At 55.7% G+C, this 12,670-nt stretch carries 10 protein-coding genes and 1 pseudogene; 5 read left to right on the forward strand and 6 right to left on the reverse strand.

The features are described 5' to 3' along the window. Positions 1-134: 134 nt before the first annotated feature. The 3 genes from VL547_RS12070 to VL547_RS12080 all read right to left on the reverse strand — a co-directional run bounded on the left by VL547_RS12070 (position 135) and on the right by VL547_RS12080 (position 4,724). A complete protein-coding gene (locus tag VL547_RS12070; protein WP_325578036.1) occupies positions 135-890 on the reverse strand; it encodes a murein L,D-transpeptidase catalytic domain family protein in 756 nt (251 codons plus the stop codon). 236 nt (positions 891-1,126) lie between these two features. Beyond that, positions 1,127-1,855, reverse strand: coding sequence for a murein L,D-transpeptidase catalytic domain family protein (locus VL547_RS12075; RefSeq protein WP_325578038.1), 729 nt, complete (start codon positions 1,853-1,855; stop codon positions 1,127-1,129). Between the two features lie 109 nt (positions 1,856-1,964). Beyond that, the gene (locus VL547_RS12080; protein WP_325578040.1) at positions 1,965-4,724 is read right to left on the reverse strand and encodes a TonB-dependent receptor; all 2,760 of its coding nucleotides are present in this window, start codon (positions 4,722-4,724) and stop codon (positions 1,965-1,967) included. A gap of 174 nt (positions 4,725-4,898) precedes the next feature. On the opposite strand from VL547_RS12080, the gene VL547_RS12085 reads away from it, so the two are divergent. Beyond that, entirely contained in the window at positions 4,899-5,927 is a 1,029-nt protein-coding gene (locus tag VL547_RS12085; RefSeq protein WP_325578042.1) for a serine hydrolase domain-containing protein, read from the forward strand. On the opposite strand, the gene VL547_RS12090 is transcribed toward VL547_RS12085, so the two are convergent. Next, on the reverse strand, positions 5,905-6,690 hold the full coding sequence (locus VL547_RS12090; RefSeq protein WP_325578044.1) for a phosphatidylinositol-specific phospholipase C/glycerophosphodiester phosphodiesterase family protein: 786 nt from the start codon (positions 6,688-6,690) through the stop codon (positions 5,905-5,907). The genes VL547_RS12085 and VL547_RS12090 overlap by 23 nt on opposite strands. Positions 6,691-6,711: 21 nt before the next feature. Further along, positions 6,712-8,142, reverse strand: a complete 1,431-nt coding sequence (locus tag VL547_RS12095; RefSeq protein WP_325578046.1) for a hypothetical protein — start codon at positions 8,140-8,142, stop codon at positions 6,712-6,714. Positions 8,143-8,625: 483 nt separating this feature from the next. On the opposite strand from VL547_RS12095, the gene VL547_RS12100 reads away from it, so the two are divergent. The 4 genes from VL547_RS12100 to VL547_RS12115 are packed head-to-tail and all read left to right on the forward strand — an operon-like array spanning position 8,626 to position 12,346. Continuing rightward, positions 8,626-8,955, forward strand: coding sequence for a PadR family transcriptional regulator (locus tag VL547_RS12100; RefSeq protein ID WP_325578048.1), 330 nt, complete (start codon positions 8,626-8,628; stop codon positions 8,953-8,955). Then, positions 8,952-9,656, forward strand: a complete 705-nt coding sequence (locus VL547_RS12105; RefSeq protein ID WP_325578050.1) for a hypothetical protein — start codon at positions 8,952-8,954, stop codon at positions 9,654-9,656. The genes VL547_RS12100 and VL547_RS12105 overlap by 4 nt, the downstream gene beginning before the upstream one ends. Positions 9,657-9,693: 37 nt before the next feature. After that, positions 9,694-11,490 carry a VOC family protein gene (locus VL547_RS12110; RefSeq protein ID WP_325578052.1) on the forward strand — a complete coding sequence of 599 codons (1,797 nt, stop codon included), beginning with the start codon at positions 9,694-9,696 and terminating at the stop codon, positions 11,488-11,490. A 7-nt stretch (positions 11,491-11,497) separates the two neighbouring features. After that, the gene (locus VL547_RS12115) at positions 11,498-12,346 is read left to right on the forward strand and encodes a Dam family site-specific DNA-(adenine-N6)-methyltransferase (RefSeq protein ID WP_325578054.1); all 849 of its coding nucleotides are present in this window, start codon (positions 11,498-11,500) and stop codon (positions 12,344-12,346) included. Between the two features lie 3 nt (positions 12,347-12,349). Here the strand turns inward: VL547_RS12115 and VL547_RS12120 are convergent. Continuing rightward, a pseudogene (locus tag VL547_RS12120) lies at positions 12,350-12,670 on the reverse strand (phospholipase); the annotation flags it as partial.

Here is a 12,670-nt window from a genome sequence, read left to right on the forward strand (position 1 = left end):
TCGCAAAAACGGGAAAAAAGAGGCACCTACCCCCCCTTACCGCTACGCCGGTGACATGCCGTATGGCCGGGCAATGGAGCACAAAAAAACGCCGGCGAAGTACCGGCGTGATGAAAAAGTTTATGGGGAAGGCGTTAGCCCTTGAGTACTGTGGAATGGTGCACGTAATTCTTATCGGGATAATACATGAACACGCAACTCCCCTCCTTGATGGAATCGATGATCTGCTCGTGCTCGCCCATGGGGACCGCGGGGCAGCCGAGGCTGCGTCCCATCATACCGTGGCTGTTGAGGTAGTCCTCGTTGACGTACCAGGAGCCGTGGAGTACGACATTGCGAGCCAGGGCCTTGTCGTTAAAGCCTTTGTCGAGGCCTTGTAGCCGCAGGGAGTAGCCGTCGCCGCCGGTGTAGGTGTTGCGTGTGACGTAAAAACCAAGGCTGCTTTTGTTGGAGTGGTTCCTGTCGGAAAAAGACGTGGCGTATTCGAGACCCGATTTGCGGCCGTGGGCGACGTAGGTATTGAAGAGCACCTTTACCGCGTTGAGGTCGATGGTATAAAAACGTTTGTTCTTCGAAGACTGGCTGAAGTCAATGATGGTGAGCAGCCCTTCGCGATCCAGCAGGCCCTTGGCGAGCAGGCGCTGATAGCCCTTGACGGCCATGGTGAAGGCTTCCATGGAAAGACCGATAGAGTCCAGACGCAGTTCCTCATATTCTTCCATCCAGGCGGTGATCCCGCTCATGGGCATGACGGATACCACGGGTAAAATACAGCTTAAGGGAGGTCCGGGACGTTGTGCGCTGGGGAGCCTGAAGGATAGGTGCGCGAGACAGCAAAGGAGGCAGATAAAGCCAATGACATGGACACTAAAACGGTTTTTCTTTTTCATCGTCTCAAATTCGGTTTTTGGATAGGATACCAGTTTCTACTACATACCGGCCCGAGCTATGAACGGGCACGTTCCGGTAAAATTGCAGGGAAACAAATATAACTTTCATTGTAATATAACCAAAAAAGTTTTGCACAAATTCCGTGGCAAAGTTAGTGAAACTACGGGGAGGGGGTAGTCGAAGGAAATGCTAAAAGCCCCGTGGCCGATGAACGACAAAATGGGCCGGCCGTAACTTACGGCAGGGGTCTACCCGCCGGCTTTGGAGCCTCTACGCTATTGCAAGCCAACAACTTAGATTTTCCCAGGTATTGCGCGCTGGGATAGTACGCAAAGACGGCGCTGCCGTTCCGGATAGACTTGACGATGGGAGCGGTCTGGCTTTGGGGGACGGCGGGACAACCCTCACTGCGCCCCATAAAACCCTGATTACGGCCGTAACCTTCGCTCACATAGGCGGCGCCGTGAAGAACGATATTCCGGCGGGTGGCGTTATCATTGATCCCCTTCTCCATACCCCGGAGCCGGAGGGCCAGCCCGTTCTTACCCTGGTATGCGTTCATCGTGACATAAAAACCGAGACTGCTCTCGAGCGACTGGAGCGCGTTGGAGAATTTGCGCGCGTATTCTTTCCCTGAATTCATACCGTGGGCCACGTACGTGTTGTACAACACTTTTCCGCTCCGGAGGTCCAGGACGAAGAGGCGTTTCTGCAGGGACGAGAGCGTATAGTCGATGATGGTCAGGACATGGGTATTGCGCAGCTGTCCCTTTTGCCGGAGACGCTGGTAGCCGCGAAGCGCCATATTATAGGCATCGGGGCTAAGACCGCCTGGAGAAGGTGAAGCTACGACAGTGGGCGCCGCCGGCGGGGGCGCGGCAATATTTACGGGTGAGACAGGCTTTTTCCCTGTGTACAGGGATAGCACTATAATAGCTGGTACGGTCATGCTCAACAGCTTCATAGGACGGAATTTTACTAGGGACGTTAAAAATATGCAAAAATTCCCTAAATAGCAAAAACCCGTAATATTTGTTGTACGCGAGGCCGTAAAAAACCGCGGAGCCCTACGACTACATGATGCTCCCGGGCCCGTCGTTCTGCTGACCGGGATCGATGTGCGGCGTCGGGGGCGCCAGGAACTTATTGATGCGGATGTTGAGGCTCACCAGTACAAACCTGGTCAACACGTTCGAACGGGTATCCTGAATATAGTTGGCGTTAGACGTCCGCCAGACGCTGACGTTCTGGTTCAGGAGGTCATAGCCCTTCACCTTCAGCCAGATGTCCTTCTTGTCGTCAAAGTACTGGACAAAGTCCATGTTGAGCATGTTGACGGAGGTGTTGAAACCGGCGGCCTGTCCGGTAGACTGGCGGTAGTCATAGTCGATGTTGACCTCGGTCTTTGGCGCCAGCTGGAAGGTGACGTTCGGGCTCAGGTCCAGGAAGTAGGCGACATTGTTGAGGTTCGGTTCCAGAGAATAGTCGCTCTCCTGGCGGGCCAGGCTCATGTCGGTATGCAGGTCGATCCACTTGGGCGCGTCATAGGTAACGCCCATGTACAACCGGGTATAGTTGGTGGTATTGACATTGTCCGTGCCGTTGAGCAGGTTCCCGTTCTGGCCGCCCTGGGTCCAAAGGTTGACGTTCCAGCGGATCTTGTCCTTGTCATTGAGCGCGAACGGCCGGAAATAGGAGAACCACCCGGTATAGCTGTACGCGCCTCCCATATTTACAGGCTGGGTGGTCTGGGCGCCGGTATTCGGATCGATGGTCGTGCTGTTCGAGATAAAGTCGGATGTTTTGTTGTAGGTGGCGTTGGAGTTGAACCCTTCGTCTCTCTTCGAGTCGTAGAAGCTATACGAATAGTGGACGCTGTGGGTCTGCGAATAGTGCAGGTCCGGGTTCCCCAGCACCAGGTACAAAGGGTTGGTGTTGTTGACGACCGGCGTCAGCTGGCTGGCGCTGGGCGCCTGTACGCCAAAATTGTAATAGGCATAGAAGTGGTGACGCTTACCGTTGGTATAGAAGCTGAGGTTCGGCGCAAAACCACGGAAGCTCTGGCGGATGGAGGTATCCTTGTCGACCGCGTCGCCGTTGGTCACGTTGTCGATCCAGCGCGCGCCCGCGGCAAAGCCGTACTTCGACGTTCCATAGTGATAATCGAGCCCTACATAGTGCTGGTACCCCGTTGCCGCAAAGTGTTCGCTCAGCGTGTCGTTGAACATGTCGTACTGTTTGGTCAGCGGATTGTAGTCGTAGGCAGTTTGAGGGATATCGTTTTTGTTATAGTTGTAATTATAACTCAGCGACAGCGAGCTCCACTGGCTTAGGGGTTCGCTGTAGGCGGCGGCGGCCCCGTACGCCGAATTCCGGCCGGGGTTGCGCTGGTAGGTATTGACTACCTGTTGGTAGGGGGTGGAATCGACCGGGTTGAAATAGTCGTTCGATATAGTATAGGCACCGTTGGTGGTATTGTTGACGTTGTTGTTGAAGTTCAGGAACAAGCTGCGGCGCGTCCCCCTGAACCGGTGGCTGTAGCTGATGTTCCCGTTGATAAAGGGATTGTCGCTGGTGTTGCCGTTATAGCGGCTCCCGTTGTTGACCTGGGCGGAATCCGACAGCAGCGTGTTGTAGGTGGCGTTGGCGCTGCTGGAGCTATGGGCATACCCTACGGTTTCGTTGAACCGCATAAAATTCAGCGTATCGGGCCGGAATTCGAAATACAGGCCGCCGTTCCCATTTCGGTAGGTCGAGTGCGTGCTGTTGACCTCGTGATAGTAGTTGGAAGAATCGCCGAACAGGTTCTGGCGGTCGATGGTCTGCTCACGGTCCGTCTTATACTGATCGTACCCGGCGTACAGGCTGTAGTCAAAGCCCTTGCCGATCTTGTTGGCGAAATTCAACTTCAGCTGCTTATAGTCCGTGACGCCGTTCCAGTTATTATACGTGGCGTCGGTGGTCCCGCTGGTGCTGTTGGAGTTGTCGCTCCTGCCGTCGTTATTGCCACCAGCCACGATAGTCAGCTTACGGTTGTTGTTGAACAGGTTGGTTTGGGTTTTGGCTTCATACCGTCCCTCGGTCCCCACGCCCAGGTAGTCGTTCCCGAAGATGCCCCGCTTCCGGTTCTTCTTCAGGGTGATGTTGATGATCTTGGAATGTTGTCCGTCTTCCACACCGGTGGCCAGGGCCTGGTCGGATTTTTTGTCGATGATCTGGATCTTGTCGATGACGTCGGCCGGGAAATTCTCCATGACGGTCTTCAGGTCGGTGCCCATAAAAGGTTTGCCATCCACGTATATCTGCGTGACCTGTTCGCCCTGCGCCTTGACAGTCCCGCTCTTGTCGACCTCCAGACCGGGAACCTTTTTAAACAGGTCTTCGGTCGTACCGTTGGTGCGCACCTTATAGGCGCCGGCATTGAACTCGGTGGTATCATTGTGTACGGCGGCCTGCCGGCGGGGAACGGTGATCACGATCCCTCCCATCGACTGGAACGATGACTGCATCAGCACCGAATCCAGCAGGATGACCTCCTTTGCCGGCGTTATCCGGACCTGCCGGTTTACATCCTGGTAATTGAGGGCGGTGACGTGCACCCGGTAAGACCCCAACGGAACATGGTTAAAAACGAACTTACCCGTACTGTCCGTCAGCACGGTCTGCCGCGTCACAGAGTCCTTAGGGGTCTGCAACAAAATCGTCGCACCCTCCAGGCTTTCCCTGCTGGTCGAAAACACCTTGCCGACAATCTTTCCTTGCTGCGCCATCGCTTCGGAAGCGATCATGCTCAAAAGCGTAGCCACTATTACCTTACATGAAGTTTTCTTCATATATCAAGTTCGTTTTAAGAGTTGCAGTCGTTTGATGGGGGAAGGCCAAATTTACGCATCCTTCTCCACAATCTGTGGCATTTTTCCACAGGTGGTATCCATGCAAAAACGTATAAGCGTTAGCTTGACATCGTATGCGATGACCCGAAATGTTGGAAAGTGTATCTTTAACGCATGTTGACGACCTGCCGATCCCTGAGCCTCAGCCTTTTCCTTTTGGCTGCCTCGACCGCCTCCGCCCAAAAGCTGGTGGTATCCCCCTCCACTTATAATTTTAAACCGCTGGACCAGGTCCTGGACCAGGACCAAAAACTTCTGGACAAGAACTTCACGGTTCTCGTCTCCAAGAACAACCAGGTGATTTACGGCAAGGAAATGGGGGAGGCCAAAGCCAATATACCGGTGGCCGTGGGCAGCATCAGCGGGTGGCTGACCGCCGCGGTAACGCTGGCCATGGTCGATCAGGGCAAGCTATCCCTGGATGATAAGGTGAGCACGTACCTGCCCATCTTCAAAACCTACGGGAAGGCATACATCACCGTCCGCCAGTGTCTGACCCACTTTACCGGGCTGGCGCCCATGGGCATCGGCAGCCTGCACATCGGTAAGTACCAAACCCTCGAAGCGGAGGTCAACGACCTTTGCGCTAAACGTGAGATACAGACCAACCCGGGTACTGAATTCCGTTACTCTACCATTGGGTACGCCATCGTAGCGCGCGTCCTGGAAGTCATCGCCAAAAAGCCTTTTGCCCTGCTGGTGAAGGAGACCCTGTTCCGCCCCCTGAATATGCAGCGGAGCAATTTCCCGGTGGGGGAATATGCCGTCGACCCGGCCGAAGGCGCTGTATGCTCGCCTTCCGACCTCCTCAACTTCACCGCCATGGTCCTGAACAAGGGCGTCTTTAACGGGAAGCGTCTCCTCAGCGAAGCTTCGGCGGCGGAACTGCTCAAACCGGAAACCACCGCGGCCCAGATAAAGTCCTCGCCCGTCGGGGTCGACGGGTACGCCTATGCGCTGGGCGCCTGGATACAAAGCGCAGATCCCCTGATCGTCGTGTCGCCGAGTTTCAAAGGCAGCTGGGCCGTCGTCGATTTCGCCAGGGGGTATGCCGCGGTCATCCTCGTGAACAAGGAGTTCGGCGAGCCCAAAAAACAACAATATTTCGGGATACAGGAGGCTATCGCGCAGGCGCTGCAGTAGGGGAGCCGTCCAGGTACGCCGACAGCGCTTTGATGTGGTCGGTATTCAGCCAGTCCACACCCAACCGCATCAGGAGCAACCACGCATCCGGCGCGTCGGGCGCATCCCAGAACCGTATCGGTTTACCCATGGCGTGAGACTTATCGATCATCGCCTTTAGCCGCGCCCGTTCCGCCGCAGGCATCGTGTCCCGGCCCCACCAGCGCGCGTACTGCTTGTAGTCGTCGCTAAACAGCGCCACCCGTGACAGCGCCGCGGGACTGTAGGACTTTTCAAATTCCCCGTCGAACCAGATATAGGAGGGATAAGACGCAAATGTCGAGGGATCGGGCCGGTTCCCCGTGATCGTCCAGCGCAGCCGTGGGTTTGCCGTCAGGCGTTGGTAACGCTCCAGTATCTTCAGCAGGGCGGCTATGGTGGGCGCCCCCTCCAGCTTTGGTTCGATCAGCATTTGCAGGTTCCGCGCGGTATCCGAGTAAGGATAACCGCCGTGGGCCGCCACGCACGAGTCCAGCGGCTTGATATACCAGTCCTCGAGGGTACGATGCCGCTTGAGCTCGGGTGTATCATGGGCCAGGAAAAGGGTATCGTGTATGAGAAAAACGTCAGCTTCGATCGAGCCAAAGGCCGCGCCGTACGCCCAATAAAAGGGCACGGCCTGTTCATAGTCGTTGTGCGAATGGCAGTTGGCGACGGTGTAGCGTTGGGCTGAAACCCGGAAAGACGCCGAAACCATAAGGACAAGGAGGAATAGCTTTTGCATGCCGCAATATAGGCCCGACCTCTATGCCCGGTGCTTGCTTTGCATAAATTTTTCCTTAATTATCGTACCGAGCGGTTTATGATAGACCTTGCTTTCCACCCAGGAAATCACGTCCAGGTAAGCAAAGGCCCTTGTTTCGAACCGGTTCCCCTCCAGGTGTTTGATCTTGTCGAGGAACTTCTCCAGCTCAGGTTGCAACTGCCGGGGAGAAAGGACGAAGGAATTGCGCAGGAAGCGGAACATCTCTTCTTCGACCACCGTCAGGTTTTTCATCTTCGCCATAAACCGGTATACCGACTTGGTAAGGGATTCCATCAGGTCGTAGTTCCCCAGCTCGTAGTGCGCCATCAGGTGGAGCAGACGGGCATAACACTGCAGGTCGATCCGCAGGTCGCTCTGACCCGCCGCCATGACCTTTTGGAGGTAGTCTATACAGGTACTATAATCCCCCGCCCCGAAGTAAAGGGTGGCGATCTTATAGTCAAAGACCATCAACCGGTGCCGGTCCATATAGGGCGCGCTCTCGTGCATCGGCCGTTCGATCTCATGGATCAGCTCGAGCCCCTCCTTGAACGTCCCCTCCATGAGGTGCTGGTTGATCTTGGCCGCATTGATATAGATAAAGGTGTGGATGCGGAAATTGTCATGGATGTTGGCCACCGGCGTAGCGGCATAGGCCTCGAAACGTTCCAGGGTCTTATCGAATTCCCTGTAATTTCGCAGGTCGAAATGGGCGTTTAGCAGGTTGTGTATCCCCTTTATATAGTGTCCCGGCTCCACGCCGATCATGACTTCCTTGTCGTGGAAGAGGTCCACCCACTTTTGCGAATACCGGTAGTATTGGAGGAAATCCTGACGCACAAAGGCATACCAGCAGTAGCTCTGATACAGGTATAACAGCTCGTAAAAGTCGGTAATGGTATGGGCATCGCTTGGCAAGTGCTTGTAAAAGAACTCTTTGATGTCCTTTTCGTCCGCTACGTTGCGGGCATGCCCGTTCTTTATGTACCACCGGTACAGTTGCAGTGCCAGACTGGACAACCGCGATACACGATCGATGTGCCCCGTAATTTCGCGGGATTCTTCCGCCAGGGCTTCGACCTTTTCCTGGGAGCTCCGGGTGATGTGGAGGGTTTCGATCTTTTTTTCCAGGGAGATGACCTGGGCCAGGAAATTGAACTTGTGGTTGTTCTTTGCCATTTCCTTGGCCTTTTCCAGGAACTTGAGGCTCTGGTGCTTGAGCCCTTTGTTGTACAGCAGCCGGGCGTAATCCAGCTGTTCGCTTAATTGAAGGTCAATGTTTTCCGCTGTTTTGAGGAGGCGGAGCGAAGCCAAAAGTTGCTTGTACAGGTGAGTTTTGAGGTTGGCCAGCTGCGGCTTGGTGATTGGAGCTAACTTCTTGAGCAACAGGCGCTCATCATATTCCTCCATCTTATCCAGGGCATCCAGCAATTGCGTGATTCTTAACTCTTCTTTACCTGAACTTCTGTTGATGTATAATTTAAAATGCCTCTTTTCAGACTTTTCCAGTGACTTTACGAGTTGAAAAAGGGCATCGGTAAAACTGTTGGGCGTCATAATGAAAATCTCCTAAAACGCAGTCTCAGCCTGGGTTTTCGATTTTTTTTAACCCTTTTGGCATGATTAAAACCGAAGCAAGTTGTTTTGTGGCGGCGAAGTTACCGTATTACTTTTACATCGTCATCGGATCAGAACATATGGCAAGACAATCGCAGAGAGTAGGGTGGCAAACAGTTAGAGGTCCGATAAATAGCTGATTTTTAGAACTTTTTCATATGGCAAGCAATCGTTAGAGGCCGTCTGTTTCTACAGGTGGCTTTTTTCTTTTGTAGGTGGCGTCGAAGATAAAACATTTTTACAAATTTTCAGCCCGTTTTTATACCCAATTTGATTATGTATTCATATCTTAGGGATATGAATAAAAGCACGCTTTATAAAGGTTGTCTCGAACCCATCCTGCTGAAGCTGTTACACGACCATGGCCGGATGTACGGGTACGAGATCACCCAAAAGGTCAGGGAGCTGACCGGCGGCGAGCTCCAGATAACGGAAGGCGCCCTGTATCCCCTGCTCCATCGTCTTGAAGAACGGGGAATTCTGCAGGTGGAAATGGAAAACATTGGGAACCGCATCCGGAAATACTACGCCCTCACACCATTGGGCGACCGGCAGCGGGACAAGGCACAAAGCGAGCTGAACACGTTCCTGCAGACATTGCAAATCCTCCTAAAACCAGCCATATGACGCTTACCGACGAACAAATCGAGGCGTTATACGTCTTTTGCAGGGAGCATTACGTAACCTACTACGATGTACAGGTCGAATTGGTGGATCACATGGCGTCTTCCATCGAACAGTTGATGGCCGCCGACCCGAAGCTCACCTTTGACCAGGCCAGGCAAAAGGCCTTTAAAGGCTTTGGCTACAAGGGCTTTTCCGGTGTCGTCGAGGAACGTACCCAACAAGCGCAGATCGCCAGCCGGCGCCGGGTCTGGAAGTTTTTCCTGTCTTGCTTCAGTTGGCCCAAAATGATGCAGACCCTCCTGATCCTGACCGTCTTATATTGCCTGCAATTTTACCTGCCGCTGTCCGTGCTGAAGTGGGTGACGGTCGGTTGTTCCGGGTTCCTGGTGATTTTGGAGGGTTTCCTGGTGGGGCGCCAGTGGCTTCGTTTCAGAAAGCCGTCCAGACCCTTGCTGATGATGCAAAAGGCCTGGCCCTTCCAGTTTACCTCGGCAATGATGCTGAACGTTTACTACAACCTGTTCATGGGCCTTCGCCGGCTGGACGGCGAAAAGCAATTCGTCACGCTTACCTACGACTTATATATCCTGGCTTTTGTCATAACGCTGGCGCTGATCCTGGCCGTATATGACACAAAGCGCCGCATTTATGTCACGGCCCGGGAGAAATACCCGGCTGCGTTTCCAATTCCGGCTGTATAAATAAACTATATTTAGGATCGCCTTACCGGCGCGATCCATGAACACTTCGGACATCTTGCCACTCCCCAGCCCTTACGGGTTGGAAGATTTTGCCACAGCCGCCCGCCGGCTATCTACCGACTCCTCCGTTTCCATAGCCGAGGCCGAAGCCACCGTTGCCCGGGCATATGGTTTTGGCAGCGCCGATGTTTTCCGCGTTTTCCTGGAGGGTTTGGCCCACCCGGGTTCGCCCGTCGCGATGTTCGAAACCGCGGTAGAGCGCGTAATCGACGGCGACATCGGGACGCTCCGTCATTCGCTGGAAGCGCACCCGCAGCTAATATACGGTCGGTCGATGCGATTGCACGGAGCGACGCTCCTCCACTATTTGGGCGCCAACGGCGTAGAAAACTACCGCCAGCGATCCCCTTCGAATGCCGTCGCCATGGCGGACCTCCTCCTTTCGGCCGGCGCGGAAGCGGACGCCGTCATGCTCGATGGAACCGCCCTCGGTCTGGTTGCTACCAGCGTACACCCACATAAGGCGGGCGTACAAATCGGTTTGATGGAAACCCTGGTGGCCGCAGGCGCGTCGGTGGAAGGCGCCGCCGGCGGTTGGAAACCGCTGAAGGCCGCCCTTGAAAATGGCCGGCCCGAAGCCGCGACCTGGCTGGCGGCGCATGGGGCGGAGCTGGACCTTGCCACGGCCGCGGGCGTCGGCCGCCTGGACGTCGTCGAAACGCTCTTCGAGGGCTCGTCGGACTTCCTGATCACCGCCCTGGCCATGAACTACGCGGGTGGGTACGGCCAAACGGCGGTTTTGCGATATTTTGTGGAAAGGGGCGTTTCGCCCGGCATACAGGACGGCGAGCATTATACCGCGCTCCATTACGCGGCCCACGGCGGGCACCTCGAGACCGTCCGTTATCTTTTATCGGTCGACGCCCCGTTGGAAATAAGGAACTGTTTTGGGGGTACCGTGCTCGGACAGGCCCTTTGGTCAGCCGTGCACGACCCGTCGGACGCGCACGCGGACATCATCTCCCTGCTCATCGCCGCCGGGGCGGTCGTCCAATCCGGATCGCTTCGGTGGTGGCTGGAACAGCCGGCGCCGGTTCAGACCCGGGAACCCGTAGCCCGCGTTTTGCGGATCCATTTCGCGGGTACGCAGCCTCGTATCAGCAGCCCGGTACATCGGACGATCCCGGTGACCGACCCGGCCAGGAGCCACGCATTTTACCAGGACGTCTTGGGTTTTACGCTCGATGAGGGGGAGGCCCTTTACGGACCCGCACGACTGGCTTTCAGTGCTCCCGGCGCTCCCGTCACCGTCCTTTTCCCGGTCGCGGACCTTGATGCCTTTTGGGACAAACTCTTTGCCACCGGCGCCAACCCGTCTGCCCCTGGTAAGGTCAACTGGATAAAATACCGCGTTTTCGAGGTCGTCGATCCGGACGGCAACAAGTTGTGGTTTGCACGGACGTATAACGTCGAGGTCTCTCCCCGGCGCGGTCAGCTGCGTACCGCGCTGCCACGGCTACCCTTCAGCGATGTAGCGGCGGCCCTTATATACTACAGGGACGTGCTGGGATTTTCCGTCAACCACGCCCAGGAGGATTTTGCGGTTATGGACCGGGACAAGATCACCGTCCTGCTGACGCATCGGGGCACCCTGTTTTCCGGCATCGGGGCCTACGATTGTTACGTGGCCGATGTCGATGAGCTGTACGATGAGCTTACCGGCCGGGGTGCGACTACCCTGGGCGCGCCGGTCACCTGGCCATGGGGTCTCAGGTCGTTCACCGTGGTAGACCCGGAAGGCAACCAGGTCACGTTTCATCAGACGTTCGAGTGACCTGTAGATGGAACCACACAAGATCATCATACCTCCGCTCAAAAGCCAGGGCATCAAGACCAAGCTGGTGCCGTCGATCCTGGACCTGGTTGGCCGGGCTTCAGCCACGGGCCGCTGGATAGAGCCCTTTATGGGGACCGGGGTGGTTGGATTCAACGCGGGCTTTTCGCAAACCCTGATGGGAGATGCCAACCCGCACCTCGTCAATTTCTATACATCGGTAAGGTCTGGGCAGATTACGCCTTTACACGTAAGGGAGTACCTGGAATACGAGGGCGCACAGTTGTCCTTATTAGGGTATGCGCACTATCGCCTGGTCCGCGAACGATTCAATACCTCCTACGGGCCGCTGGACTTTCTTTTCCTGAACCGGGCGGGTTTTAACGGCATGATCCGCTTTTCCCGAAAGGGCTTTTGGAATATCCCCTTTTGCAAAAAACCGGACCGCTTCCAGCCCGGCTATATCACCAAGGTCGTCAACCAGGTGCGGCGCGTCCGGGAGGTGATGACGGAGGACTGGGCGTTTACCTCGGGGCCCTTCGAGTCCCTGTTGTCATCCGCGCGCCCGGGCGACCTGGTGTATTGCGACCCGCCCTACTTCGGGCGGTATGCCGACTACTATAACGGCTGGACCGAGGCCGACGAAGCCCGCCTGCTCGGACTCCTGGAACGTACCCCTGCCAAATTCATCCTCTCCACGTGGTCGCACAACGCCTTCCGGCGCAACCCCCTGCTGGACCTATACAGGTCTCGCTTCGAAGTGCGGACGATGGATCATTTTTACCACAACGGGGGGGCGCTGGCAAATAGGAATGCGATGACGGAGGCGTTGGTGTTTAATTTTCCCGCCCGGTGATCTTTACCGATGCTGCCGGAACAACCATTCCATCATCAGCGGGTCGCTATACGCGCCCAGCCAGGAAAAGTGCCCCACCTCGGGATACTGCGTGAAGCCGGGGTGCGCACCCGCGTGCGTCAGCGCCTCGAGCATGTCGAGGCCGAATAGCGGGTTGACGGCGGGGTCTTCCGCCCCCAGGAAGATCCACATGGGGATGTGGGCGATCGACGCGGCGCGGGTGGTATCGCCGCCGCCGCATACGGGTACCGCCGCGGCGAATATGCGGGGATAGCGTTCGAGGGCGTCGTAGGTGCCAAAACCTCCCATGGACAAGCCTGTTAT

The organism is Dinghuibacter sp., from assembly GCF_035492835.1.
In the GTDB taxonomy this organism is placed as follows: domain Bacteria; phylum Bacteroidota; class Bacteroidia; order Chitinophagales; family Chitinophagaceae; genus Dinghuibacter.

Coding starts and splice junctions, on each gene's coding strand:
- VL547_RS12115 (WP_325578054.1), top strand. CDS start 11,498: ATGGAACCACACAAGATCATCATACCTCCGCTCAAAAGCCAGGGCATC.
- VL547_RS12080 (WP_325578040.1), bottom strand. CDS start 4,724: ATGAAGAAAACTTCATGTAAGGTAATAGTGGCTACGCTTTTGAGCATG.
- VL547_RS12070 (WP_325578036.1), bottom strand. CDS start 890: ATGAAAAAGAAAAACCGTTTTAGTGTCCATGTCATTGGCTTTATCTGC.
- VL547_RS12075 (WP_325578038.1), bottom strand. CDS start 1,855: ATGAAGCTGTTGAGCATGACCGTACCAGCTATTATAGTGCTATCCCTG.
- VL547_RS12090 (WP_325578044.1), bottom strand. CDS start 6,690: ATGCAAAAGCTATTCCTCCTTGTCCTTATGGTTTCGGCGTCTTTCCGG.
- VL547_RS12105 (WP_325578050.1), top strand. CDS start 8,952: ATGACGCTTACCGACGAACAAATCGAGGCGTTATACGTCTTTTGCAGG.
- VL547_RS12085 (WP_325578042.1), top strand. CDS start 4,899: ATGTTGACGACCTGCCGATCCCTGAGCCTCAGCCTTTTCCTTTTGGCT.
- VL547_RS12100 (WP_325578048.1), top strand. CDS start 8,626: ATGAATAAAAGCACGCTTTATAAAGGTTGTCTCGAACCCATCCTGCTG.
- VL547_RS12110 (WP_325578052.1), top strand. CDS start 9,694: ATGAACACTTCGGACATCTTGCCACTCCCCAGCCCTTACGGGTTGGAA.